Origin of the sequence: Streptomyces sp. GQFP, assembly GCF_021545335.1 — a bacterium.
Classification (GTDB): Bacteria; Actinomycetota; Actinomycetes; order Streptomycetales; family Streptomycetaceae; genus Streptomyces.
The window spans coordinates 3688963-3715055 of record NZ_CP089312.1; the positions used below are offsets into that span (position 1 = coordinate 3688963).

22 protein-coding genes are annotated in these 26093 nt (G+C 68.3%); 9 read left to right on the forward strand and 13 right to left on the reverse strand.

Annotated elements, in window-relative coordinates:
• Positions 1 to 313 precede the first annotated feature (313 nt).
• The 3 genes from LUX31_RS16090 (at position 314) to LUX31_RS16100 (ending at position 5775) form a co-directional block, all read left to right on the forward strand.
• The gene (locus tag LUX31_RS16090; protein ID WP_235475483.1) at positions 314 to 3718 is read left to right on the forward strand and encodes a hypothetical protein; all 3405 of its coding nucleotides are present in this window, start codon (positions 314 to 316) and stop codon (positions 3716 to 3718) included.
• 100 nt (positions 3719 to 3818) lie between these two features.
• Positions 3819 to 4787: a type I pantothenate kinase gene (gene coaA, locus LUX31_RS16095; RefSeq protein ID WP_443046056.1), complete on the forward strand. Its 969-nt coding sequence runs from the start codon at positions 3819 to 3821 to the stop codon at positions 4785 to 4787.
• A gap of 31 nt (positions 4788 to 4818) precedes the next feature.
• A complete protein-coding gene (locus LUX31_RS16100) occupies positions 4819 to 5775 on the forward strand; it encodes a DUF389 domain-containing protein (protein ID WP_235475485.1) in 957 nt (318 codons plus the stop codon).
• 22 nt (positions 5776 to 5797) lie between these two features.
• Here LUX31_RS16100 and LUX31_RS16105 read toward each other — a convergent pair whose 3' ends face one another.
• The 5 genes from LUX31_RS16105 to rplM all read right to left on the reverse strand — a co-directional run bounded on the left by LUX31_RS16105 (position 5798) and on the right by rplM (position 10504).
• Complete coding sequence (locus LUX31_RS16105) at positions 5798 to 7189, reverse strand: glycosyl hydrolase family 28-related protein (RefSeq protein ID WP_328285660.1); 1392 nt, start codon at positions 7187 to 7189, stop codon at positions 5798 to 5800.
• Positions 7182 to 7424 carry a response regulator gene (locus tag LUX31_RS16110; RefSeq protein ID WP_268828162.1) on the reverse strand — a complete coding sequence of 81 codons (243 nt, stop codon included), beginning with the start codon at positions 7422 to 7424 and terminating at the stop codon, positions 7182 to 7184. Before LUX31_RS16110 ends, LUX31_RS16105 begins: the two co-directional genes overlap by 8 nt.
• Before the next feature lie 425 nt (positions 7425 to 7849).
• Entirely contained in the window at positions 7850 to 9208 is a 1359-nt protein-coding gene (gene glmM, locus LUX31_RS16115; protein ID WP_235475487.1) for a phosphoglucosamine mutase, read from the reverse strand.
• A 273-nt stretch (positions 9209 to 9481) separates the two neighbouring features.
• On the reverse strand, positions 9482 to 10018 hold the full coding sequence (rpsI, locus tag LUX31_RS16120; RefSeq protein WP_235475488.1) for a 30S ribosomal protein S9: 537 nt from the start codon (positions 10016 to 10018) through the stop codon (positions 9482 to 9484).
• Positions 10019 to 10060: 42 nt separating this feature from the next.
• Entirely contained in the window at positions 10061 to 10504 is a 444-nt protein-coding gene (gene rplM / locus LUX31_RS16125; protein ID WP_235475489.1) for a 50S ribosomal protein L13, read from the reverse strand.
• 280 nt (positions 10505 to 10784) lie between these two features.
• Here rplM and LUX31_RS16130 point away from each other — a divergent pair, with 280 nt between their 5' ends.
• The 6 genes from LUX31_RS16130 (at position 10785) to LUX31_RS16155 (ending at position 20189) form a co-directional block, all read left to right on the forward strand.
• Positions 10785 to 11699, forward strand: coding sequence for a hypothetical protein (locus LUX31_RS16130; RefSeq protein WP_235475490.1), 915 nt, complete (start codon positions 10785 to 10787; stop codon positions 11697 to 11699).
• A 175-nt stretch (positions 11700 to 11874) separates the two neighbouring features.
• Entirely contained in the window at positions 11875 to 13902 is a 2028-nt protein-coding gene (locus LUX31_RS16135) for a glycosyl hydrolase family 28-related protein (protein ID WP_328285661.1), read from the forward strand.
• Positions 13903 to 14220: 318 nt separating this feature from the next.
• On the forward strand, positions 14221 to 15672 hold the full coding sequence (locus LUX31_RS16140; RefSeq protein WP_235475491.1) for a glycosyltransferase family 2 protein: 1452 nt from the start codon (positions 14221 to 14223) through the stop codon (positions 15670 to 15672).
• Positions 15673 to 15693: 21 nt separating this feature from the next.
• Positions 15694 to 16935: a glycoside hydrolase family 113 gene (locus tag LUX31_RS16145; protein WP_235475492.1), complete on the forward strand. Its 1242-nt coding sequence runs from the start codon at positions 15694 to 15696 to the stop codon at positions 16933 to 16935.
• Positions 16936 to 16950: 15 nt separating this feature from the next.
• Complete coding sequence (locus LUX31_RS16150) at positions 16951 to 18051, forward strand: nucleotidyltransferase family protein (RefSeq protein WP_235475493.1); 1101 nt, start codon at positions 16951 to 16953, stop codon at positions 18049 to 18051.
• Between the two features lie 107 nt (positions 18052 to 18158).
• Positions 18159 to 20189, forward strand: a complete 2031-nt coding sequence (locus LUX31_RS16155; RefSeq protein WP_235475494.1) for an acyltransferase family protein — start codon at positions 18159 to 18161, stop codon at positions 20187 to 20189.
• On the opposite strand, the gene truA is transcribed toward LUX31_RS16155, so the two are convergent.
• From truA to map, 8 genes are all read right to left on the reverse strand, one after another.
• Positions 20143 to 21036: a tRNA pseudouridine(38-40) synthase TruA gene (gene truA, locus LUX31_RS16160; RefSeq protein ID WP_235475495.1), complete on the reverse strand. Its 894-nt coding sequence runs from the start codon at positions 21034 to 21036 to the stop codon at positions 20143 to 20145. The two genes, LUX31_RS16155 and truA, sit on opposite strands and share 47 nt — an antisense overlap.
• A gap of 128 nt (positions 21037 to 21164) precedes the next feature.
• A complete protein-coding gene (gene rplQ / locus LUX31_RS16165; RefSeq protein WP_235475496.1) occupies positions 21165 to 21668 on the reverse strand; it encodes a 50S ribosomal protein L17 in 504 nt (167 codons plus the stop codon).
• 178 nt (positions 21669 to 21846) lie between these two features.
• Entirely contained in the window at positions 21847 to 22869 is a 1023-nt protein-coding gene (locus LUX31_RS16170) for a DNA-directed RNA polymerase subunit alpha (RefSeq protein WP_003966937.1), read from the reverse strand.
• Between the two features lie 136 nt (positions 22870 to 23005).
• The gene (gene rpsK, locus LUX31_RS16175) at positions 23006 to 23410 is read right to left on the reverse strand and encodes a 30S ribosomal protein S11 (protein WP_003956432.1); all 405 of its coding nucleotides are present in this window, start codon (positions 23408 to 23410) and stop codon (positions 23006 to 23008) included.
• Positions 23411 to 23479: 69 nt separating this feature from the next.
• Complete coding sequence (rpsM, locus tag LUX31_RS16180; RefSeq protein ID WP_006376031.1) at positions 23480 to 23860, reverse strand: 30S ribosomal protein S13; 381 nt, start codon at positions 23858 to 23860, stop codon at positions 23480 to 23482.
• A gap of 203 nt (positions 23861 to 24063) precedes the next feature.
• Positions 24064 to 24177: a 50S ribosomal protein L36 gene (gene rpmJ, locus LUX31_RS16185; protein ID WP_003998809.1), complete on the reverse strand. Its 114-nt coding sequence runs from the start codon at positions 24175 to 24177 to the stop codon at positions 24064 to 24066.
• A gap of 209 nt (positions 24178 to 24386) precedes the next feature.
• A complete protein-coding gene (infA, locus tag LUX31_RS16190) occupies positions 24387 to 24608 on the reverse strand; it encodes a translation initiation factor IF-1 (protein ID WP_003948620.1) in 222 nt (73 codons plus the stop codon).
• A 624-nt stretch (positions 24609 to 25232) separates the two neighbouring features.
• Entirely contained in the window at positions 25233 to 26069 is an 837-nt protein-coding gene (gene map, locus LUX31_RS16195) for a type I methionyl aminopeptidase (RefSeq protein WP_235475497.1), read from the reverse strand.
• Positions 26070 to 26093 lie beyond the last annotated feature (24 nt).

A 26093-nucleotide genomic window follows, 5' to 3' on the forward strand; every position in this document is an offset into this window, starting at 1 on the left:
TTTACCTCACATATACTTCCGCTTTAACTTCACCAAAACATCCGACTCGGCTCGCACGGTGGATTTTGGCGCCAAATCCGCCTTCATCATGAAACTCGCCCCCGATCGCACAACCCTGCGAACAGGCCTTTACTGACGAAGCGTTGATCCGGCATGCTGCTCGCGCACGCTCAACGGCGTCGAACCAACCACGTCGAATTCGCCTTCATTGGCAATTCACAGGTTCATCGGTTCGGTATTGAATACGGCCGCGCGGAACGGAACGCTCAACAACGCCCGCGCGATGTCGTTACGGGGAGGGGAATTCAGCACCGTGGACCGTCGTCGTCTCACAGGGGTGGCAGCCCTGGTCGCCGCCGCCCTGGGCATCACCCTCCTCACGGCCCCGGAATGGGGCGAGCCGGACAGCGCCGGAAGCAAGGAACACCCGAAAGCGGCCGCCGGCCCCCTGACCGAGACCGCCGCCCAGACACAGGCCCGTAACGCCCGCAAGCGGGTCGAGGTCACCGCCCTGCGCGACGCCACCTCCACCACCTACGCCCTGCCCAACGGCAGCTTCGAAGTGACGGCGCACGGCGCCCCCGTACGGGCCAAGGTCGACGACGCGTGGCGGCCCATCGACACCGCCCTCTCCCGCACCGAGGAGGGCTGGGCCCCCAGGGCCACGAACTCGCCGGTGGTCTTCTCGGCGGGCCGCGACCGTTCCAGCGCCGCGCGCCCGGTCGCGTACACCGTGTCCCGCGCCTCGCGCACGAACCGCACCGCAGTCACCCCCGTGGCCGACGACACCACCACGTACACCGACCTGGTCACCTTCACCAGCGGCACGCACGAGATCACCATGGGCTGGCCCGGCACCCTCCCCACCCCCGTCATCGACGGTTCGAGCGCCCTCTACCAGGGCGTGTTCGACGGCGTCGACCTGCTGCTCACCGCCCGGGACAGCGGCTTCAGCCACGTCCTGGTCGTGCACAGCGCCGAGGCAGCCGCCGATCCCGCGCTCGCCTCGCTCTCCTACCGTCTGACCTCGCCGGATCTCACCTTCCACCTCGATCCGGTGACCGACGTCGTGACCGCCCGGGATGCCGAGGGCCAGGAGATCGCTGTCTCCCCGACCCCGTACCTGTGGGACTCGGCAGGCACCCCCGCCGTCACCGAGGGGGACGATCCCGAGCCCGCCGAACCCACCGACGAGCCCTCCCCCTCCTACTCCGAGGAGCCGGGCGAGGCCCCGTCCGACAACCCCACGGGCGCCGACACCGAGGACACGGCCGCACCGGACCCCGAGGACGACCCCACCGCGCCGTCACCGTCGCCGTCGGAGTCCCCGGCAGCCGAACCCAGCCCGAGCGACAGCGACAGCACCGGAACCAGCACCACCCAGCAGTCCGCGTACCGCACGGGCACCGCCACCACCGTGAGCAGCCCCGCCCCCGCCGAGGTGTTCGCCCTGCCCGGCCTCACCGGCCCGCACCCCGGAACCCACCGGGCGGTCGGCACCTCGGCCCTCGACGGCCCCGGAACCACCTCGGCCACCCTGACCGTCGCCCCCGACCTCTCCCTGCTGACGGGCGAGGACACGGTCTACCCCGTATTCGTCGACCCGTCGATCACCGGCAAGACCACCAACTGGACCACGGTCTACAAGAAGCACCCCACCTCCAGCTTCTACGACGGCGCCAACTACAACACCGGCACCACCGAGGGCCGCGTCGGATACGAGTCGACCACCGGCGGTCTGTCCCGCACCTTCTTCCGTCTCGGCTGGAAGACCAGCTTCAAGGGCGCCACCATCAACACCGCCACCATCCGGCTGCAGCAGACCTACGCCTGGTCCTGCACCGCCCGCGAGATGCAGCTGTGGCGCACCGGGGCCATCTCCTCCGCCACCACCTGGAACAACCAGCCGAGCTGGGCGAGCCAGATCGGCACCAAGTCCTTCGCCCACGGCTGGAACTCCTCCTGCCCGGACGCGTACGTCACCTACGACGCCAAGTCCGTCGCCCAGGACGCCGCCGACGCCGGCTGGGTCAGCCTGTTCATCGGGCTGAGAGCCACCGACGAGTCCTCCTCCTACTCCTGGAAGAAGTTCAAGGCCGAGGGCGAAGCCGCGCCTAAGCTCGTCATGACGTACACCCGCAAGCCGGCCGAGCCCACCAAGCTCCACATGACCCCGGGCCCCGACTGCGACACCACCGCCCCGTACGCCTCCGTCGGCGCCGCCGACCTGACCTTCGACGCCACCGGTACCGACCCGGACAGTGACCTGAAGTACCTGGACTTCGAGGTCTGGCAGTCCGGCAGCAGCACGATGATCCACGACGCCAACATCACCGTCACCTCCACCGGCAAGGCCAGCGTGACCCTCGACGGCATCGACGGTTCCAGCAGCAAGTTCGTCAACGGCAAGACGTACCACTGGCGTGTGCGCGGCCTCGACGCCACGGGCGCGGGCTCCTCGTACGCCCCGAAGGGCGACGGCAACTGCGGCTTCGTCTACGACGCCTCCCGCCCCAACTCCCCCGGCGTGACATCGACCGTCTTCCCCGAGGACGACGGCACGGGCGCCGTCTGGAGCAGCGTCCCGTTCGGCACCGGCGGCGCCGCGACCTTCGACGCCCAGGGCAGCACGGACACCGTGAAGTACGAGTTCTCGTACAACAACAGCACCTTCAACCACAGCGCGACCCCGGCCACGGCGGGCGGCACCGCCACGGCCACGCTCACCCCGCCCTCCGCGGGGCCCAACGTGCTGTACGTCCGTGCCGTGGACGCCGCCTCCAACGTCTCCGAGGCGTTCAAGTACGTGTTCTACGTCAAGCCGCGCGACACAGCCGACGCACCCGGCGATGTCACCGGCGACGCCAAGCCCGACCTGTTCGTCATCGACCAGTTCGACGACCTGCGCCTGTACCCGGCCCCCAGCAACGGCGACATCCACGCCTCGCTCCCGGCCGCGCACGACGAGGGCGCGGTCCTCGCGGAGGACGACGCCTACGACAGCTACTGGACCGGCGCGCTCATCACCCACAACGGCGACTTCCTGCCCGGCGACGGCATCCAGGACCTCGTCGCCCGGATGCCCGACGGCAAGCTCTACGTCTACCCGGGCGACGGCTACGGCAGCGTCGACATCAACCGGCAGACCGAGATCCAGCTCCCCGCCGACGCCCCCGACCCGGCCGACCTCGACCAGATCCTCGCCGTCGGCGACATCGACAACGACAAGCGGCCCGACCTGTTCGCCCTGGCCGGGAACCAGTACTGGGCCTTCCTCGGCTACACGGGCGGTACGTTCTCCCGCGCCGTCCTCCAGAACGAGGGCACCGCCTGGGCCGATCGCGACCTGGTCTCCCTCGGCGACCACAACGCGGACGGCGAGGTCGACCTGCTCTACCGCAGCGTCCCCTCCGGCCGCCTCCTCCTCCGCTACGGCACGTCCGACGGCGCCGGCGGCACCTCCCTCGACTCGCTCGCCGTCTCCACCAGCTCGCTGAACGGCTCGGACACCGAGTACGCGGCCTCCGGCTGGACGACATCGAGCGTCCGGCTGCTGATGGGCGGGCCGGACGTCAACCTGGACGGCATCCCGGACATGTGGGCGGTCATGAACGACGACCTGGGCACGGTCCGCTTCTACCGGGGCGGCAATACGGCGGTGGGCGCGTACACGACGGTGGTGAGCAGCGGCTGGACGGAGAAGGGGGCGGTCGGCTGACCAGCCGGAACCATGGACGTGGGGGGTGGCGTGACGCACCCCACCCCCCACCCCGTCCACACTCCCGTAACAATGGACTGTGATCTCTCCGGTCTCCTCGATGCCCCGGAGCGCCCACCGGCAGCGGCCGGAGGCGACTCCCTACGTCGACCTCACCCGTGCCGAGTGGAGTGCGCTGCGCGACAAGACGCCGCTGCCCCTCACCGCCGAGGAGGTCGAGAAGCTGCGTGGTCTGGGCGATGTCATCGACCTCGACGAGGTGCGGGACATCTACCTCCCGCTCTCCCGGCTCCTCAATCTGTACATCGGCGCCACCGACGGGCTGAGAGGTGCGCTCAACACCTTCCTGGGCGAACAGGGCACCCAGACCGGCACCCCGTTCGTCATAGGGGTCGCAGGGTCCGTGGCCGTCGGGAAATCCACCGTCGCCCGTCTCCTCCAGGCCCTGCTCTCCCGCTGGCCCGAACACCCGCGCGTAGAACTGGTGACCACGGACGGTTTCCTGCTCCCCACCGCCGAGCTGACCTCCCGCGGCCTCATGTCGCGGAAAGGTTTCCCCGAGTCCTACGACCGCCGGGCCCTCACCCGCTTCGTCGCCGACATCAAGGCCGGGAAGGACGAGGTCACGGCCCCCGTCTACTCCCACCTCATCTACGACATCGTCCCCGGCGAGAAGCTCACGGTCCGCCGCCCCGACATCCTGATCGTCGAGGGCCTGAACGTCCTCCAGCCCGCCCTCCCCGGCAGCGACGGCCGCACCCGCGTGGGCCTCGCCGACTACTTCGACTTCAGCGTGTACGTCGATGCCCGACCCGAGGACATCGAGCGCTGGTACCTGAACCGCTTCCGGCGGCTGCGCGAGACGGCGTTCCAGAACCCCTCCTCGTACTTCCGCAAGTACACCCAGGTGTCCGAGGCGGAGGCCCTGGACTACGCCCGCACCACCTGGCGCACCATCAACAAGGTGAACCTCCTGGAGAACGTGGCCCCCACCCGGGGCCGCGCCACCCTGATCATCCGCAAGGGCCCGGACCACAAGGTGCAGCGCCTCAGCCTGCGCAAGCTGTAGAGACATAGGGCCGTAGCCGTACCCTGCCCTCATGCTCCACCTACGCCTCATCACCCCCGCCGACCGGACCAACGACGTGGTCCGCCTGATCGAGAAGACGGTCGGCGCCACCCACCTGGTCGTCGTCCCCGGCGCCGCCCGCAACCCCGCCGGGGACGTCGTGATGTGTGACGTGGCCCGGGAAGCGGGCGACGAACTCATCGGCGGGCTGCGGGCGTTGGACCTCGACACGACCGGTTCGATCGCCGTGGAGAACATCGACCTGTCGCTCTCCAAACGCGCCGACAAGGCAGCGGAGGAGGCACCCGGCGAGGGCGCGGACGCGGTCCTCTGGGAGCACCTCGCGGACGCCACGCACGAGGAGTCGACGCTCTCGATCACGTACGTCGCCTTCATCACGCTCGCCACGATGATCGCGGCCTGCGGTGTGGTCCTCGACAACGCGATCCTGATCGTGGGCGCGATGGCCGTGGGCCCGGAGTTCGGCCCGCTGGCCGGTCTGAGCACCGCACTCGTACGACGTCGGCCGAGACTGGCGGCGCGCTCGCTCACCGCACTGCTCGTGGGCTTCGCGGCGGCGATGGCGGTGACGGTCGGCTTCAGCTTCTTCATGGACGCCGTCGGTCTGTTCACCGAGGCCCAGCTGCAGGCGGACCGCCCCAACACCGGCTTCGTGTACGCCTACGACTGGTTCTCGTTCGTCGTGGCGGTCCTGGCCGGCGCCGCCGGCACCCTCTCCCTGACCTCGGCGAAGTCCGGCGCCCTGGTGGGCGTCGCCATCTCCGTGACCACGGTCCCGGCCGCCGCGAACGCGGCCGTGGCCCTGAGCTACGGCGACACCAACCAGACCTGGGGCTCCACGGTCCAGCTCCTCCTGAACCTCCTGGGCATCATCCTGGCCGCCACCCTCACGCTCCTGGCCCAGAAGTGGCTCTGGACCAGGCAGCGCCGGAAAACCGAAGCCGAAGCCCGGCAAGAGACCCGGTAAGAGGCCCGGTAAGAGACGGGGACTACCCGTTGAGCTGCGTCCACATCCAGGCGCCGCCCACGCGCACGTAGAGCCGCTCGGAGGCGGTGTCCACCGCCATGGTCCCGTCGAGGGGCGTCCTGGTGAAGGAGGCGTCGGTGACGGGTCCGGCGACCAGACGCAGCGGCGGGCCCGGCTGGTTGCGGGTGGGGATGGTGCCGCTGGCCTGTCCGCCGGTGCTGCCGTAGCAGTTCTCCACCAGGAAGTCGCCCGTACTGCTCGCCTCGTAGTAGAGGTGCGTACCGGTCGGCTTGGTGCCGTACAGACCGACGACGTCACGGAGTACGGCGGTCGCGCCGGTCCCCGCGTAGACGAGCACACCCGAGTTGACGGTGGCCGTCCCGCCGTTGGCGATGAGGACGTTCTCCAGCGAACTGGCCGTCGCGGCCCAGGAGATGATGTTCTGCGGGGTGGAGTAGCCGGTGGCGAAGCCGCCCGCGTAGGCGTAGATGTTGCTCGCGTGGACGTGCTTGCAGGAGGCGTCGGCCTTGAGGTGGGGGCCGCCCTGCATCTGCGAGGTCTCGAACTTGCAGTCCGTCAGATGGACCCCGTTGGGGTTGTTGGTGCCCGCCGGGCCCTGGGTGATCCACAGCGCGCCGGTGCCGAAGGCCTCCAGGCGGCAGCCGGTGAAGTGGATCTGGTTGATGTTGTCGGTGCTGTGCCCCCAGGCTCCGGCGGTGGCCGTGGAGGTGTTGCGCAGCCATATGTTGGGGTGGGCGGTGCTTCCCGCGGGCCCCGTGCACGCCTCGATCACCAGGTTGTAGAACCGTGAGTCCCAGAACTCCACGGCGTCGATGCAGATGTCCTGATTGCTCGTCATGAAGACGTCACGGAAGTAGCAGTTGTCGGCGTAGTACAGCTCCAGCAGCTTCCCGGTCTTGCCGTTGCCGTTGAAGCCGAGGTTGTCGACGGAGCAGTAACGCCGGTGTGTGGCACCGGTGTTGTCGGCGCCGGCGCCCGACATCCGCAGCAACAGCCCGTCAGCGCCCTTCACGAGCATCGCGGCCTTGCTGTTCGCGCCCACGAGCCGGACGTTGTTCCCGGTGACCGTCAGTGCGGGGGTGTCGCCGGAGGGCTTGACCAGGTACTTGCCCCCCGGCAGGTAGACGGTCCCGCCCCCGGCCGCCACGGCCGCCGTGATCGCGGCCTGGACAGCGGCGGTGTCGTCGGTGGCGCCGTCCCCGACGGCCCCGTACTCCTTGACGTCGAACCAGTCCGAGGCGACGCCGGCGGCGGCAGGCGTCGCCGCCCCCACGACGATCCCCGCGCCGACCGCGCCGACCGCTCCGACGGCCCCCGTCAAGAACGCCCGCCGTCTCGCGACACCGCTCGACTGCTGCTCCGTACCCATACCGGCCCCCTGTGGTTCACGCATGACGTCGATGATCAGACCGGGTGATCGTAACGGCCACCGTGTGACACGTGCAGGGAAAACGATCCATGACCGGGGTCAGGGCCGCGGCGTCCGCGCCGGGCATCCGCACGTCCGTGACGACGACCGTGGGGCGCAGTTCAGCCGCGAGGGCCATGGCCTCCGCGCCGTCGGCGGCCTCGCCCACCACGTCGATGCCGTCCTCGCCGGTGAGCAGCATGGCGGGCGCGGAACGCACCAGCGCCTGGGCGTCGCCGACAGCACCTGAATCATGATGCGGCCTCCGGCCGGAGCTGTCCGCTGCCGACAGGGTGGCGGCGCCCGGAAGCCGCCGTCCCTGGTGGGACCGGCGTCGAACGTGCCGCCGCAGACGGCGACCCGCTCCCGCAGCCCGATCAGCCCGTGCCCGGTGGACAGTTCGGAGCGGACGATCGCCGGGGTGCCCCGCCCGTCATCGCCGACCTCGGCCCTCACCCGACCGCCGACCCTGTACCGGTCGAGGCACACGACCACGCGGCCACTCCAGGACCCCCGCGCTTGACCGCGTCGGCCGGCACCTCCCGCACCAGCCGGTACACGGTCAGGCCAACGCCCTGGCAGACCGTTCCGCACACACGTCGCGACCAGGCGTCCGGGATCGCCGACGGTCCCTCTTCAACCGGGTTAACCGAGCGCGGACTTCACCACATCAGCCAGCCGCCCGGCCACGGACCGGGCCTGGTCGATGTCCGCGGCCTCGACCATCACCCGGACCAACGGCTCGGTCCCGGAAGGCCGGAGCAACACCCGCCCGGTGGCCCCGAGTTCACGCTCGGCGTCGGCGACCGCGGAGGCCAACTCCGCAGAAGACCCCACCCGAGTCCGGTCGACGTCCGGAACATTCACCAGCACCTGCGGCAACCGCTCCATCACCGCCGCGAGATCCTTCAGCGTACGACCGGTCTGCGCGACCCGGGCCGCAAGCAGCAGCCCGGTCAGTGTCCCGTCGCCCGTGGTCGCGTGGTCCGAGATGATCACGTGCCCGGACTGCTCGCCGCCCAGCGCGTACCCGTGCTCCTTCATCTCCTCCAGCACATACCGGTCCCCGACCGCCGTCTGGATCAGGGACAGCCCCTCCCGCTCCAGCGCCAGCTTGAAGCCCAGGTTCGACATCACGGTCGCGACAACGGTGTCGGCCCGCAGTACGCCCCGCTCCCGCATCGCCAGCGCGAGTACGGCCATGATCTGGTCGCCGTCCACCTCCTCGCCGGTGTGGTCGACGGCGAGGCAGCGGTCGGCGTCGCCGTCGTGGGCGATGCCGAGGTCGGCGCCGTGTTCGAGGACAGCGGCCTGGAGCTTGCCGAGGTGGGTGGAGCCGCAGCCGTCGTTGATGTTGAGGCCGTCCGGCTCGGCGCCGATCGTGACGATCTCGGCGCCGGCCCGGGTGAACGCCTCGGGCGAGACCAGGCTGGCCGCGCCGTGCGCCTCATCCAGCACGACCTTGAGACCGTCGAGGCGGTTCGGGAGCACGCCGACGAGATGGGTGACGTACTGCTCGAAGCCCTCGTCGTACGTCCGTACGCGCCCCACGCCGCCGCCGGTCGGGCGGTCCCAGGGAGCGCCGGTGCGGTGCTCCTCGTACACCGCCTCGATCCGCTCCTCCAGGTCGTCGTCGAGCTTGTGGCCGCCGCGGGCCAGGAACTTGACGCCGTTGTCCGGCATGGCGTTGTGGCTGGCGGAGAGCATCACGCCGAGGTCCGCGCCGAGTTCGGCGGTGAGGAACGCGACCGCCGGTGTGGGCAGCACGCCGACCAGCAGGACGTCGACGCCCGCGCTGGCGAGGCCCGCGACGACCGCGGCCTCCAGGAACTCCCCTGACGCACGTGGGTCCCGTCCGACCACGGCGACCGGCCGGTGGCCCTCGAACGAACCCGCCTCGGCGAGCACGTGCGCCGCCGCTACGGACAGGCCGAGTGCCATCTCGGCCGTCAGGTCCGCGTTGGCGACACCGCGCACGCCGTCCGTGCCGAAGAGTCGTCCCACTGGTGTCCTCCGAAGATGCTGGAAAATGTGCGGCTCATGCACTGTACGTACGGCTCATCCACTGTGGGGCCGTGTCGGGTGCGGCTTCTGCCGAGTGTCCATGCCGGACCTGCCTACGTATATCCCCTGTGCCTGTTTCCAAGCTGTCGGGACCGTTCCGCCCACCTGTGCCGTAAGCCTGTGATAAGTAAAGCCCCCGGTAAACGAACCGCCCCGACGGCACGGAAAGTGCCGCCGGGGCGATGCGTACAAGCAGGAACAGCGGAGCGACGTTTAGCGCTTGCTGTACTGCGGGGCCTTGCGGGCCTTCTTGAGACCGGCCTTCTTGCGCTCGACCGCACGGTCGTCGCGACGGAGGAAGCCGGCCTTCTTGAGGGCGCCGCGGTTGTTGTCCACGTCGGCCTCGTTCAGCGCACGGGCCACGCCGAGGCGCAGGGCACCGGCCTGACCGGAGACACCGCCACCCGAGATGCGAGCGACGACGTCGTAACGGCCTTCGAGCTCGAGCACCTTGAAGGGCTCGTTGACTTCCTGCTGGTGCACCTTGTTGGGGAAGTAGTCCTCAAGGGTGCGACCGTTGATCTTCCACTTGCCGGTGCCCGGGACGATCCGGACGCGGGCGATGGCGTTCTTGCGACGGCCCAGGCCGGCGGCCGGCTGCGGGTCGCCGAAGCGGCCGTCGAGGGCCTCGGTGTACTCGCCCTCGGCCACGGGCGCCTCGGACTCGGTGGTGTAGCTCTCGACGTCGGCGTTCTCGAACTCGACATCGGCGTTCTCGTCGAGCGGCTGCTCGACAGTGGTCTCGGCCACGATTCTCCTCAGAATTCTCTACGTCTTAGGGGGTGGCCGGAACTACTGCGCGACCTGGGTGATCTCGAACGGCACCGGCTGCTGGGCAGCGTGGGGGTGCTGGTCGCCCGAGTAGACCTTCAGCTTCGACAGGCACTGACGGCCCAGGGTGTTCTTGGGGATCATGCCCTTGATGGCCTTCTCGACGGCCTTCTCGGGGTTCTTCGCCAGCAGCTCGTCGTAACGGACGGAGCGCAGACCGCCCGGGTAACCGGAGTGGCGGTAGGCCAGCTTCTGGGTCTTCTTGTTGCCGGAAAGGTGCACCTTGTCCGCGTTGATGATGATGACGAAGTCACCGGCGTCGACGTGGGGGGCGTAAATCGGCTTGTGCTTGCCCCGCAGAATGTTCGCGGCAGTGGTGGCAAGACGACCCAGGACGACATCCTGGGCGTCGATGACGTACCACTGGCGAGTGATGTCGCCGGGCTTAGGGCTGAACGTACGCACTTCGTAGCCTTCGCTTCTTCAGTGGATGGGTCCTGACACATGGCATCACTGAAGCGATCGTGCAGCTGGGGACGACAGTGCCGGGAACGATGCCCGTATGCCGCCCACTGGTAACTGCTCCAGGGAACCTACGTAGGGGCTCTCGTCCAAGAACGACCAAGCCGATACGCATAAGAAACCCCAGGCTACCCGCGCTGCCCCGGACGGGTCAAAACGAGGTGCGGGCTGATACGTATGAGACGCCTCGGCACAAGGGTTGTACGGCGTCTAGGATGCGCGCATGAGCTTTGGGCAGGGGGGACCTCAGTGGGATCCCTGGAAACCGAATACCCAGCAGCAGCCGTGGGACGACCAGGGCGGCCGGGCGCCACAGCAGCCGTGGGGTGGCCAGAACGCCGGTCACGCCCCCGACTGGGCGGCGCTCGCCGAGGCGTCCGAGACCCGTAACAGACGCAAGAGGCTCCTGCTGATCGTGGGGGCCGCGGTGGCCACCGTCGGGGTGGGCGCGGCCGTCGCCATGGCCGTGGTCAACGCGGACGGCAACACCACGGCCTCCAACAAACCGACCTCCGACCTGCCCGCGACCGCGGACATCCCGAGCGACACCGCCTCGGCGGCGCCGTCGTTCGAGCCGACCAGCGCGCCGCCGCCGCTGGACCCGAAGGACTTCATAGCCAGTGTGAAGAAGGACACGGCGCCCCTGGCTCCGGAGATCCTCTTCCCCGGTACGCAGCTGACGATGGGCGAGCGCCTCTACAAGAAGGGCCCGACCGCGGACACGAAGAGCTGCGCGTCGGCCGCGAAGGGCACCCTCCCGAAGATCCTCACGGACAACAGGTGCACACGCTTCCTGCGTGTCACGTACAGCAAGGACGGCGTCGCGGTGACGGTCGGCGTGGCCGTCTTCGACACCGAGGCGCAGGCCACGAAGGTCAAGACCACGGCGGACAAGAAGAGCATCGTCGAGTCCCTGTCCGGCGGCGGCGTCCCGACCTTCTGCCGCGCGGCGATCTGCCGCTCGACCACCAACTCCTACGGCCGCTACGCCTACTTCACGATCGCCGGTTTCACCAACGGCAAGGACGTGACGACGAAGAGCACGGCCGTCTTCACCACTGGCGACGACCTCGCGGAGTTCGCCTTCCGCCAGATCCGGCGGCGCGGCGAGGCCCAGGCCTCGGCGGCCAGTCAGTAGGACGAGCCGGAACGCGGCACTCCCCTTTTCAATGGCCGACGATCACTGATCGTCGGCCATTGATCGTCGGCCGAAAATCGCCGATGGTTGGTCACTCGCGAACTGTCTCGCGTACCGAATCGCGTATCGAATCGCGTACCGAATCGCGTACGGATCAGGCCCAGGGGGACCATTCATGACCACGCACGACTCCGTCACGTCCAGACGCCGGATGCTCGCCGCGACCGCCGGTATCGGCACCGCCGCCCTCGCCACCACGGTGGCCGGCGCGGGCGAGGCGGCCGCCGCGGAGACCCCGGCGGGCTGGCTGAACGTACGGGACGCGGCGTACGGAGCACTCGGCGACGACGCCGCCGACGACCAGCCCGCGATCCAGAAGGCGATCGACGCGGCAGGCCAGGGCGGCACCGTCTACTTCCCGCCGGGCAAGTACCGCATCGCCGCGCCCCTCAAGCTGACGCTGGGCGTGACGCTCCGCGGCGACTGGAACCCGCACTTCCCGGACCGCACCAACATGACCGGCTCCTACATCCGGCCGGCTGTCGGCTACTTCGTGGGCGACGCCCTGATCACCGTCGACCCGGCCCCGGTGCAGGACACGTACTACGACTCCGCCCACGGCGGCGGGCCGCGCCTGTACGGCCTGGCGCTCAAGGGATGCGACGGGCTGCGCAACCGGATCGTGAACACGGAGAACGGCCCCATCACGGCCGTCCGGATCAACCCCGGCGTCAAGGACGTCGGCATGGACAAGGTGACGATCTGGCGGTTCTCCGGCGACGGTGTCAACGCCCAGAACGGGGCCGCGTTCCAGTTCAACCAGGTGCACTGCACGGGCGCCGGCGGCCACGGCTTCACCTGGGGCGACTCGGCGGGCACCGGCGGCGGCCTGGTCGACGCCGACCTGTTCCAGTGCTACTCGCAGGGCAACGGCGGTCACGGCTTCGACATCCTCAACCCGAACGCCGTGACCATGGTCGACTGCCGCGCCGAGTGGAACACGCAGTACGGCTACCACGTCACCGGCATCAACTACTCGATGGTCATGGTCGGTTGCAACACCGACCGCAACGGCAAGGACGGCTTCCACCTCGCCACCTCCGCCGGTGGCCGCTTCCTCCAACTCCTCGGCTGCCTCGCGAAACGGGACGGCAAGAGCGCCACGGACTCCGCCGGCTTCAGCGTCACCGGCGAGGCCGCCGAGGGCGTCGTCCTGACCGGCTGCTCCACCTCGATCGGCCGCAACGACGACAACACGGGCGACTTCTCCCCCGCGTACGGCATCACCACCTCGGCCCTGAACTCCGCGAGCTGCGTCTCGGTCGTCGGCGGCGAGTACGTCGGCACGACGGCCCCCTTCAACGACGCCGGCGCGGTCGTCGTACGGCACAGCGGGGTCACCGCGGGTACCCGCACCGACGCCGGCATCGTCTGGGACAAGTCCGACGCGCACATGGTGTCGGGGGCCGCCGGCACCACCCGTGACGTGCAGTTCTGGTCCCGCGGCAAGAACCGCCGCTGGGCCCTGCGCACCACCGACGCGGCCGAGTCCGGTTCCGGCGACGGCTCCGACTTCGCCCTCGTGCGGTACGCCGACGACGGCACCGCCCTCGACACCCCGGTCACCGTCAGCCGCACCACCGGCCGCATCACCCTCGGCCAGGCGGGCACCAGCCCCGGCGTGGTCGTCAACGCAACCGCGAGCCCCGGCGTGAACCTCGTCCAGACCCGCGCCGCCGGACAGGGCTACGCGGTCACCGGCGCCGACACCGCTTCCCGCGCCTTCCAGTCCCAGGTCACCGGCGACTCGGTAAACCGCTTCGCCGTCGACATCTCCGGTACGCAGACCTTCGGCCCCGGCGGCTCCACGGGCCGGGACACCAGCTGGGGCCGCCTCGGCGCGGCCCAGATCGGCAGCACCGACTCGGACCTCGTGGCGGGCCTGGCCGGAAAGGGCCTGCGGGTGAGGGAGGGCACCAACGCCAAGATGGGCACCCTCACCCTGAACGGCGCCACGGCGGTCACCGTCGCCACGACGGCGGTCACGGCAACGAGCCGCATCTTCCTCACGGTGCAGGCTCCCGGCGGCACCCCGGCCGGAATCGCGTATGTCTCGGCCCGTACGGCCGGTACGTCGTTCTCCGTGAAGGGGGTCGCGGGCGACACCTCTACCGTGGCTTGGCTCATCGTGGAACCGGCGTAGCGGACGGGCGGAGGGCGCGAAAAGGACGTAACAACCCATCACCACCGCGCCCCAACAGTGACTTGGTTAACGTTTGGGCACATCGCCCTCACAAACGTTCCATGCACTGGACATACGTGCGAGGATCGCGCTTCTATTCAGCCATTTTCTGGGTGCCCGGGGGGGCGTCTGAACCGGAAGTGGCTGATGACGCCAATGAAGGCGTTGGGGGGCATGGAACCCGTCGTGACCGTGCCGTGGCGCGCTTCGGCGTGCCACGGGCCGGGATCGGTGATGCCTCAACGCGCCACCGATCTCACGGGGAGCTCCGCAGCAGCCATGTCCTCAACAGGTGTTGACGATGGAGTACCGCTCTCGCGGCACAACGCCAAACTGGCGAAACGCACCGCCGCGTGGAACCCCGGCATCCTGCCGTTCCTCATCCCGCTGGTGGGCCTGACCGCCTTCAGCCTCTGGTCGTACACACCCAGCGACTCCCCGCTGGCCTGGCTGATCACCATCGCGTGGGCACTGCCCGTCCCGGGTGTGCTGGTGTCGATCCAGGGCTTCGCGCTGATCCGCCGCCGGACCCGCAGGGCCCATCTGATGACCCCGCCCGCGCCGGTGGAGCAGGACTTCCTGATCACGCTCGTGCCGACCATCGGCCGCCACGACACCTACCCGGCGCTGGAGCGGTCCGTCCTCTCCTACGTGGAGCACCTCCCGGAGTGGTTCCCGTACATGCGCGTGGACGTGCTCACCGAGGAGGGCTGCGAGGCCGCCGAGCGGATCGACGCGCTGGCCGCCAGCCACCCGTGGATCCGCGTGGTCACCGTCCCGAAGGCGTACCAGACGAAGAACGGCACCCGCTTCAAGGCCCGCGCCAACAACTACGCCCACGAGCTGCGCATCGAGGAGGGCGAGGCCCTGGAGAACGTCTGGGTGCTGCACATGGACGACGACACGGGCGTCGGCCCCGACACCGCGTCCTCGCTCGCCCAGTTCATCAACCGCCAGCGCCGTGCCACGCCCGAAGAGGTCAAGCACATGGCGCAGGGCATCCTGGCCTACCCGCGGGAGAACGCGGTCAGCATGTTCACGTGGTTCGCCGACGCCATCCGCCCGGCGGACGACATCGCGCGGTTCCGCGCCTTCACGGGCCTGGGCACGCCTGCGGCGGGTGTGCACGGTGAGCTTCTGGTACTACGCGCGTCGATCGAGGCCGAGATCGGCTGGGACTTCGGCCCCAAGGAGATCGTCGAGGACGCCCGGCTGGCGCTGACGTTCTGCCGGATCTACCCGGGCCGCAGCGACTGGTTCAACGGCCGCTGCTACGGCGCCTCGCCGTCCAACACCAAGGACTTCGTCAAGCAGCGCGAGCGCTGGGCCTGGGGTCTGGTCGCCCTCTGCTTCAACCGCAATGTGCCGCTGCGCTACCGCTGGTTCCTGACGATCTGTGTGACGAGCTGGATCCTGGGCCCGCTGCAGCACGTCGGCACGATCATCTTCGTGGCCTGGTTCATCGGCGACATGAACACCTCGCCCGTGACCCAGTCGGTCGTCCTGCTGTGGTCGATCAGCTTCGCCTATGTGATCTGGGCGTACTGGGAAGGGCTGCGGCTCAACGCGATCGCCTCGGCGAACGGCAGGCGGAAATGGTGGGAGCCCATCGCGGTGATCCTCATGCTGCCCCTGTTCTCCTTCGTCGAAGGGCTCGGCGGCATCAAGGGCCTGTGGAAGTTCATCCGCCGCGAGGAGAACAAGTTCGTCGTCATCGCCAAGCCCGCCTGATCCGGAAGAGACCGACATCTCATGAAGAGCGCTCGTCTGCCCATGCTCGCCGTGCTGCCCGTCGCCGTCATCTCCTTCGTGATCGCGGTCCCCTTCGTCGCCGGTGACCATCCGCTGCGCTGGGAGTCGGGGTCGCTGATGCCGACCCTCGTCCTCAAGGGCGGGGACACCGGCGGGTCGAAGGCCCCCGCGTCGTCGGCCGCCGACGGCACCACGGCCCCCAGCACCACGGACACGTCCACCGCCGGGACCGCCCGGGTGGCCAAGGAGTGGAAGGAGGGCATGCCGCAGTGGGGCGTCCAGATCTACTGGGAGGACAACCCCGACCACGACCTCGAATACGTCGAGAAACAGGCCAAGCTGCACTCCGACTACCTGGTCGGCCTGCACGCCAACTCCGTCAGCGTGAGCTTCCCCTTCTACACCGGCGACCTCACGTCGACGAAGATCAGCGGCGGCGACATGACGCCCACCCCCGACCGGCTCGCCCGCGTCCTGCGGATCTTCCACGAGGCCGGACTGCGCACGACCGTACGGCCGATCATGGACGAGGAGTCCCTGGACGTGGCGAACGGCGGCTGGCGCGGCAAGATCGACCCCGCCGACCGGGACGCCTGGTTCGCCTCGTACGAGAAGTTCCTGACGCCCTATCTGAAGGCGGCGCACGGCGCGGGGGCGACGACCTTCACCATCGGCACCGAGCTGAACTCCATGGAGGGCGACCCCCGCTGGGAGGCCCTGGTCGACTCCGCCGAGAGCACCTTCTCCGGTGAGGTCTCCTACGACGCCAACTGGGACAACTACGTCTCCGGCCGCATCGACATGCCGGTCAGCCATCTCGGCATCGACGCCTACTTCCCGGTGAAGGTCCCGGACACCGCGCCCGTGAAGACGCTGGTCGACGGCTGGAACAAGTGGCTGGACCGCAAGGCCACCGGACCACTGCCCCACATCACCATCGCCGAGGCCGGCATCGGCGCGATGAACGGCGCCTACCACGCGCCCGGCGACTTCTACACCAAGCGCGCGGTCAATCCGCAGGTGCAGGCCAACTGGTACACGGCCGTCTGCCAGGTGGTCCAGGAACGGAAGATGAGCGGCGTGTACTGGTGGTCGGTCTACTTCGACGACGACCCGAACACCAAGCCCGACGAGAAGGTCGCCTCACGGCTCGACTTCGCCGGACGCCCTCTCTCCGAGAAGGCCATCAAGTCCTGTTTCACCTCCGCGTACGCGGGGCCCGGGACCGACACCGCAAGCTGACGGAGCGAGGCAATCATGCAAGAAGCCATCATTCTGGTGGGCGGCAAGGGAACTCGTCTGCGCCCCCTGACCAACCACACCCCGAAGCCGCTGCTCAGCGTGGCGGGCTCGTCCTTCATCCGGCACCAGATCGCCAAGCTGATGGACGCGGGCGTCGAGCACGTGGTGTTCGCCACCTCGTACCTGGCCGGCCTGTTCGAGGAGGAGTTCAAGGACTTCTCCCAGGACCTGAAGATCTCGTACGCCGTCGAGGAGGTCCCGCTCGGCACGGGCGGCGCGATCCGCAACGCCGCACGCCTGCTGCGCGGCCCGTCCACGAACGCCCCGGTCCTCGTCCTGAACGGCGACATCCTGTCCGGCGTCGACCTGCCGGCCCTCCTGGAGCAGCACGAAGCCCGGGAAGCGGACGTCACCCTGTATCTCACCCGGGTACCCGACCCGCGCGCCTTCGGCCTGGTCCCCACCGACGGGTCCGGCCGGGTGCTGTCGTTCCTGGAGAAGCCGAAGACGGCCGAGGAGTGCGTCACCGACCAGATCAACGCCGGCTGCTACGTCTTCCGCCGGTCCGTCCTGGACGCCATCCCGGCCGACCGCGAGGTCTCGGTCGAGCAGGAGACCTTCCCCCAGCTCGTCGCCCGCGGCGGCCGCGTCTTCGGCCACACCACCGACGACTACTGGCGTGACCTCGGCACCCCGCTGGCCTTCGTCCACGGCTCCGCCGACCTGGTCACCGGCCTGGCGGCCTCGCCCTTGGTGGGAGCACCGGCCGAGGCCCTGATCCATCCCACGGCGGCCATCGACCCGACGGCCCGTGTCACGGGCGGCTCGACGATCGGCCCGTACGCCGTCATCGGCCCCCGCGTGGTCGTCGACCGCTCCATCATCGGCGGCAACGTCACGGTGGAGGAGGGCGCCCGGATCCATGAGTCCGTGGTCGACCACGACTCCTCGATCGGCGCCGAATCGTTCCTCCGCGAGGTCGTGGTCGGCTGCCACTCACACGTCGGCGCCCAGAACGAACTCCCAGCCCAGCTACGGCTGTCATGCGGCATCCGCGTCCCCGCCCAAGGGATGCGCGTCAGCGCCACGGCCGCCGCCTGCCTGACGACCCACTGAAGCAACGGCACCGGGGGCGCCCCGAAAGGGGCGCGGGGAACTGCGCGACCAGCCCCCACCGGCCCGCAGGTACAAAAACGACCCGCCCGGACAGTTACTGGAGAACCGTGACCCGCCACCGCTCATCGGCCCCCGAGAGCACAGAACGCCTGCGCAAATACCGGCCGGACATCCAGGGCCTGCGTGCCGTAGCGATCATGATGGTCGTCAGCATGCACTGCGGCATACTCGACATCCACGGAGGCGTGGACGTCAGCTTCGTCCTGAGCGGCTTCCTCATCGGCAGCCAGCTCCTCGCCGAGATCGACAGAACCGGCAAGGTCTCGCTGACCAAGTTCTGGGCCCGCCGCTTCCGCCGACTCGCCCCGGGCATGACCGTCGTCATCCTCGTCACCGCGGTCCTGGCCTGGATCTACGCGAGCCCCCTCCGGTTCCGCGACACCATGGAGGACGGCTTCGCCTCCTCGCTGAGCGTCATGAACTGGCGGCTCGTCGAGACGGGCACCGACTACTTCGCCAACGACGGCACGCAGTCCCCGTACCAGCACTTCTGGTCGCTGGGCATCGAGGAGCAGTTCTATCTGGCCGCCCCGATCGTCCTGCTCGTCACCGCGTGGCTCAGCCGCAAGATCTTCCGCAACCGCGTTTTGGTCGGCCTGTTCCTGATAACAGTCGTGGCCGGCTCCCTCTACCTCTCGATAACGCAAACCAAATCAAACCAACCCCTCGCCTACTTCGGCACCCAGGCCCGCATCTGGGAACTGGCCTTCGGCATCCTGCTGGCCCTGAGCGCACCCCTGCTCTCCCGCATGAACCGCGGCTTCGCGGCGTTCGTCTCCTGGCTGGGCCTGGCCACCGCCCTCGGCACCGCGCTCCTCATCACCCCGGAGACCCCGCTGCCCGGGTACGCGGTGGCCGGCCCCGTCCTGGGCGCCTCCATGATCATCGCGGGCGGCTGTGCCGCACCCACCTTCGGCGTGGAACGGCTCCTGGACAACCCGGTGCTGAACTCCGTCGCCAACGTCAGCTACGGCTGGTACCTCTGGCACTGGCCGATCCTGATCCTCTGGCCGGACATCACCGGCCACGAGCTCTCCTACTCGGACCGCTTCCGGGTCGCCTCGCTGTCGCTGATCCTGGCGTACGCGATGTACCACATCGTCGAGTTCCGCTTCCGGAACAACGCCCAGCTGGTGGCCCGCCCCTGGAAGGGCGTCTTCGCCGGCGGCACGGCCGTGACCGGAACAGCGGGGGCCGCGGCCTTCGCGATGACGATCCTGCCGCTGAACCTCGAAACGGTGACCAGCAGCAGCACGGTCGCCAGTGGGTACAGTAACCGGGCGACTGTGGAGGACGCGGCGATGCAGAAGCGGCTGTCCAGCACCGCACTGGCCTCGCTGCGCAAGTCCCCCGACGACCACGCGAGCAAGACCTGCATCGACTCCACCACCGACACCCGGTTCGACGCGGAGGACGCCTGCGTACTCGGGGACCGCGACGCCGAGCAGACCATCGTCCTCATGGGGGACTCGCACGCGTGGCAGTGGAGCGACGCCTTCGACGAGATCGGGAAGGACCTGGCGGCGAAGGTCCTGGTCATGTCCAAGGGCGGCTGCTCCCCGCAGGTGTACGACATCAACAACCCCGAGCTGAACCGCAAGTACACCGAGTGCAACAGCTGGCGCGAATCGGCCTTCACTGCGCTGTCCGAGCTGAAGCCCGACGTCATCGTCGTCTCCGACCGTGCCCGCCGTGAGGCGAACCGGGAGGGTGCCGAGGCTTTGTTCGAGGTCCTGGAGAAGAACGGCGCCCAGCTGGTCTACCTGACCGACACCCCTGAGCCCGGCCAGAACATCCCGGACTGCCTGGCCACCCACACCGACGACGTGACCGCCTGCAACCGCAAGGAGAGCGAGGCGCTGGAGTTCCCGAAGGTCCGGGCGATGGAACAGGCCGTGGCCGAGGAACACGGCGCCTACATCATCGACACGGTCCCCGTGTTCTGCGCGCGGGACGTCTGCCCGGCGATCATCGGCGAGCAGGTCGTCTACTACGACGCGAGCCACATCACCTCGGGCTACGCCAAGACGGTCATCCCCCACCTCGAGCCGACCCTGAAGAAGGTCCTGGCCGGCTGACCCCGTGCACCTCGCCCCGAACCCGGCGGGCCTGAAGCTGCCGCTCGGCCAGCAACTCGTCCGCCGGATAGGCGACTTCCTCCAACGTCAGCCCGTACGGCCGCACCACATGAACGGCACTGTCCCGCACCCGGGCGTCGAGCACCCGCCGAGGCCACTCCACCCCCCGATGCCCATCCCCCACGAACAACAACGCGCCCACCATGGACCGCACCTGGTTATGACAGAAGGCGTCGGCCCGCACCTCGATCTCAACGACCCCGTCGAGCCTCCGCCGGACCCCGAAGTCAAAAATCTCGCGAACGGTGGAAGCGCCCTCACGCTTCTTGGCGTAGGCGGCAAAGTCATGCTCCCCAACAAGGGACTTGGCGGCGCTGTCCATCGCCACGACATCCAACTCCCAGTCGTGCCAAAGCACATGACTACGCAGCAGAGGATCGACGCCACCCTCCCGATCACCGACCCGATACACATACCGCCGCCACAGAGCAGCGAACCGGGCGTTGAACCCCACGGGCGCCTCGGCAACCCGCCAAACCCGCACATCTCTGCCGAGCCGCCCGGCAAGCCGCTTGAGCAACTTCTCCTGATGCTCGCCCCACACCTCGACAGGCAGATCGACATGAGCGACCTGCCCCCGGGCATGCACGCCAGCATCGGTACGCCCGGCAACGGTCAGCTCGTACGAGGCACTCCCGGACCTCGTCACAGTCCGCAGGGCATCCTCGATCTCCCCCTGCACGGTCCGCCGCCCCCCGGCCTGCTTGGCCCACCCGGAAAACCCGGTCCCGTCATAGGAAAGGTCAAGCCGCACCCGTACGAACCCGGGCTGCACATCGTCACTCACACAGAGATCCTCTCAGGTACGGAAAAGCGGGCCCGCTCCGATAAGGAACAGGCCCGCTCTAACGCGCCCCTTCAGGGGCGCGGGGAACTGCGCGACCAGCCACGACGGACCGGCAGCCAAAGGACGGCTTACGCCTCCTTGGACTCCTCGGCCTCGTCAGCCTTGGTCACATCAACCTTGGCGTCCTCGACCGGAGCCTCAACAACAGCCTCGGCGTCCTTGGCGGCACGCTTGGTCGCAGCCTCGGCCTCGCCCGTCGCAGCCTGCGCAACAGTCAACGCCTCCACAAGCTCGATGACAGCCATGGGCGCGTTGTCGCCACGACGGTTACCGATCTTGGTGATACGGGTGTAACCACCCGGACGGTTCTCGTAGCGCGGGCCGATCTCGGTGAAGAGCGTGTGCACGATGCTCTTGTCCGTGATGACCTGAAGCACCTGACGGCGGTTGTGAAGGTCGCCCTTCTTGCCCTTGGTGATCAGACGCTCGGCGTACGGACGCAGCTTGCGCGCCTTCGCCTCGGTGGTCGTGATGCGACCGTGCTCGAAGAGCGACTTCGCGAGGTTCGCAAGAAGCAGCTTCTCGTGCGCGGCACTGCCGCCCAGACGGGCACCCTTGGTGGGCTTCGGCATGGTCTTTCTCCTAGGTGTCTGCCCCGGCCGTATCAGGTACCGAGGTCAGTGTCCGAGCAGGCGATCGCCTGTCGAAGATCCGGGGCGCCTGTTACAGCGTGCCCCGGAGGATCCGCGCCCCCAAAGGGGCGCGGGGAACTGCGCGACCAGCCACAACGGCCCCGCAGCCGAAAACGGATCAGTACTGCTCAGTCTCCACGAAACCGGCGTCAGCATCGTCATCGGCGCCGAAGGCGTCAGCGGCGGCGGTCGGGTCGAAGCCGGGAGGCGAGTCCTTGAGCGCAAGCCCCATACCCGCAAGCTTGGCCTTGACCTCGTCGATGGACTTCGCACCGAAGTTACGAATGTCCAGCAGATCAGCCTCGGAACGAGCCACGAGCTCACCCACGGAGTGGATGCCCTCGCGCTTGAGGCAGTTGTACGACCGAACGGTGAGCTCGAGCTCCTCGATCGGCAGCGCCAGATCAGCGGCGAGGGCGGCGTCCGTCGGGGACGGACCCATGTCGATGCCCTCAGCGTCGATGTTGAGCTCACGGGCAAGCCCGAACAGCTCGACGAGCGTCTTGCCGGCCGAAGCCATGGCGTCACGCGGACGCATGGCCTGCTTGGTCTCGACGTCGACGATCAGCTTGTCGAAGTCGGTGCGCTGCTCGACACGAGTCGCCTCGACCTTGTACGTGACCTTGAGAACCGGCGAGTAGATGGAGTCGACCGGAATACGCCCGATCTCCTGCCCCACCTGCTTGTTCTGAACAGCCGAGACATAACCGCGACCGCGCTCTACGGTCAGCTCCATCTCCAGCTTGCCCTTGCCGTTGAGCGTGGCGAGGACGAGGTCGGGGTTGTGCACCTCGACACCGGCCGGCGGCGCGATGTCGGCGGCGGTGACGAGACCGGGCCCCTGCTTGCGCAGGTACATGACCACGGGCTCATCATGCTCACTGCTGACAACGAGCTGCTTGATGTTGAGGATGAGGTCGGTGACGTCTTCCTTGACACCGGGCACGGTGGTGAACTCGTGCAGAACGCCATCAATACGGATGCTGGTGACAGCCGCACCGGGGATGGAGGACAGCAGAGTCCGGCGGAGGGAGTTGCCGAGGGTGTAGCCGAAGCCCGGCTCCAGCGGCTCGATGACGAACCGGGAGCGGAACTCGTCGACGACCTCTTCGGTCAACGAGGGACGCTGAGCGATCAGCATGTCGTGATTCCTTCAGTCATGGACACCCACTATTTGATGCCCGACTAGTACTACAAGGGTACGGGCGGCACGGCCCCGAAGAGCCATACCGCCCGAAACCTAAGACAACCGCACGTCGAACCAGCTGATCCGAAGATCAGACGCGACGGCGCTTCGGCGGACGGCAGCCGTTGTGCGGGGTGGGGGTGACGTCCTGGATGGAGCCGACCTCAAGACCGGTGGCCTGGAGCGAACGGATCGCGGTCTCACGACCCGAACCCGGACCCTTCACAAAGACGTCAACCTTGCGCATGCCGTGCTCCTGCGCGCGCCGGGCGGCCGACTCGGCGGCCATCTGCGCGGCGAAGGGGGTGGACTTGCGCGAGCCCTTGAAGCCGACGTGGCCGGCGGAGGCCCAGGAGATCACGTTGCCCGAGGGGTCCGTGATCGAGACGATGGTGTTGTTGAACGTGCTCTTGATGTGAGCGTGCCCGTGAGCGACGTTCTTCTTTTCCTTGCGGCGCACCTTCTTGGCAGCGCCCTGACGACCCTTGGGGGGCATCTAAATCTCCTACGGGGAGGTGGTCGGTCCTACAGCGAAGACCGCTGATGAAGCGTTGTCCGCTGCGGACTACTTCTTGCCCGGCTTCTTCTTGCCGGCGATGGCGCGACGCGGGCCCTTACGGGTACGAGCGTTCGTGCTGGTGCGCTGGCCGTGGACGGGCAGGCCACGGCGGTGGCGAATACCCTGGTAGCAGCCGATCTCGATCTTGCGGCGAATGTCGCCCTGGATCTCGCGACGGAGGTCACCCTCGGTCTTGATGTTGGCGTCCACGTACTCGCGGATCGCGACGAGCTGCTCCTCGGAGAGGTCCCGAACACGGGTGTTCGGGTCGATGCCCGTCTCCGCCAGCGTCAGCTGGGACAGGGTCCGGCCGATGCCGAACACATAGGTGAGGGCGACCTCCACACGCTTTTCGCGCGGGATGTCAACACCGGAAACGCGTGCCATTCAATGGCTCCAGTTGTCGTTCGGAGGTCTTCCACAAGGTCGTTTCCCGGCTCGCCGTACGAGGTACGAACTGGGTCCCCGGCCTCCGACCGGGGGTATCAGGCGCGAACGTACACACCTGGACCCTGCGTATGAACAAGTACTGCTACTACTGCTCGCGTCGCGCGAATCTCTGCGGATGCAGAAGGTACGGCCTGTAGCGATTAGCCCTGGCGCTGCTTGTGGCGCGGGTTCTCGCAGATGACCATGACCCGACCGTGACGGCGGATCACCCTGCACTTGTCGCAGATCTTCTTGACGCTCGGCTTGACCTTCATGGGGTGAGGTTCTCCGGGTCAGTGCCCCACGCCGAGATGCAGGCGGAGGGCAAGGGCAAAGATCTACTTGTATCGTTGGAGTTCTCTTCCTGACTGATCTGACTGGTCAGAAAGACTCTCCCCTGGATCGCTCCGGAGAGTTTGACAGGTGAGACCTGTCCGGCAACGACCCTCCCGGCCGCCGGGGCGAGTACGGGACCCGCCCAAGCTCACTTGTACCGGTAGACGATCCGGCCACGCGTCAGGTCGTACGGAGACAGCTCCACCACGACCCGGTCGTCAGGGAGGATGCGGATGTAGTGCATACGCATCTTGCCGCTGATGTGTGCCAGGACCTGGTGGCCGTTCTGGAGCTCAACCTTGAACATGGCGTTCGGAAGAGACTCGACGACAGTGCCCTCGATCTCGATGGCACCTTGCTTCTTGGCCACGCTTCGCCCTTCGAATCGACTACCTTGATCGACTCCCTTGCATCCTCTTCACGAGGCGCATGCGGACATGCGGGTGCACGAGAGCCGACGAGTCAGTCTACGTCAGCGCACCCGGAAAGACGAATCGAGGAAGAATGCCCCACACCCATGATCCTTAACCAGCCCGGCCACACGAACAAGGCCCAGCACCCTTCAGAGACAAGGCCCAGGGCAGCCAGAAACAGGGCACGGGGCCGCAGCCCACACCTGAGGCCCAGGCCGACAACTTCAGCCCGTCCGGCGTTTGAGGACGAGGCCGTCCAGGCCGATGGGGGGCCAGGGGCGCAGCCCCGAGACGGGACGCAGGGAACACACCAGGGGCCGGGGCGCAGCCCCGAGCGGGGTGCAGGGGACGCAGTCCCCGCAGGGGTGCAGGGGGCGCAGTCCCCGCAGGGGTGCAGGGGACGCCGCCCCCACCGGAGTACAGGAGACGCAGCCCCGAGCGGGGTGCAAGGGACGCAGTCCCCACCGGGGTGCAGGGGCAGCGCCCCGCCGGGGGTCCAGGGGGCAGCGCCCCCTGGCGGGGTCGAAGGGGCGGAGCCCCTGGGGATGGGACGGGTAGGGGCGGCGGGGGCGAGAAAAGCCCTACGCCAGCGGATCCGGCGCCGCAGTCACGCCCAGCTCCGCCAGCTTCGCCTTCCCCCCGTCGGGAGACGTCAGCACCAGCGGCCCAGCCTCAGTCAACGCCACAGAATGCTCCCAGTGCGAAGACCAGGTCCCATCCGTGGTAATGACCGTCCAGTCGTCCGCCAGAACCTCCGTCTTCGGCGTCCCCAACGACACCATCGGCTCGATCGCAAGACAGAACCCGGGAACCAGCTTCGGCCCCTTCCCCCGCTTCCGCTCGACATAGTTCAGCAGATGCGGATCCATGTGCATCGCGGTACCGATCCCATGCCCGCCATAGTCCTCGATGATCCCGTACCGCCCACCCCCAGCCTTCGGCTGACGCCGGATGTACGTCTCGATCGCCCGCGAGACATCGACCAGCCGGTTCCCCTGCTTCATGGCCGCGATCCCCGCCCACATCGACTCCTCGGTCACCCGAGACAGCTCGATCAGCTCCGGCGCATGCCCCGACCCCACGAACGCCGTGTACGCCGCGTCCCCGTGCCACCCGTCGATGATCGCGCCGCAGTCGATGGAGATGATGTCCCCGTCCTTCAGCACGACCTCGTCGGACGGGATGCCGTGAACGACGACCTCGTTGACGGACGTGCAGATGGTCGCCGGAAACCCGCCGTACCCAAGGAAGTTCGGCTTCGCGTTGTGCTCCGCGAGCACCTTCCGCGCGACCTGGTCCAGATCCTTCGTACTGGCGCCGGGCACGGCCGCCTCACGAGTGGCCGCGTGGATGGCGGCGACGACAAGCCCCGCCTCGCGCATCTTGGCGATCTGCTCGGGGGTCTTGATCTGCACCATGGGAACTACGGCCTTCCTGGACCG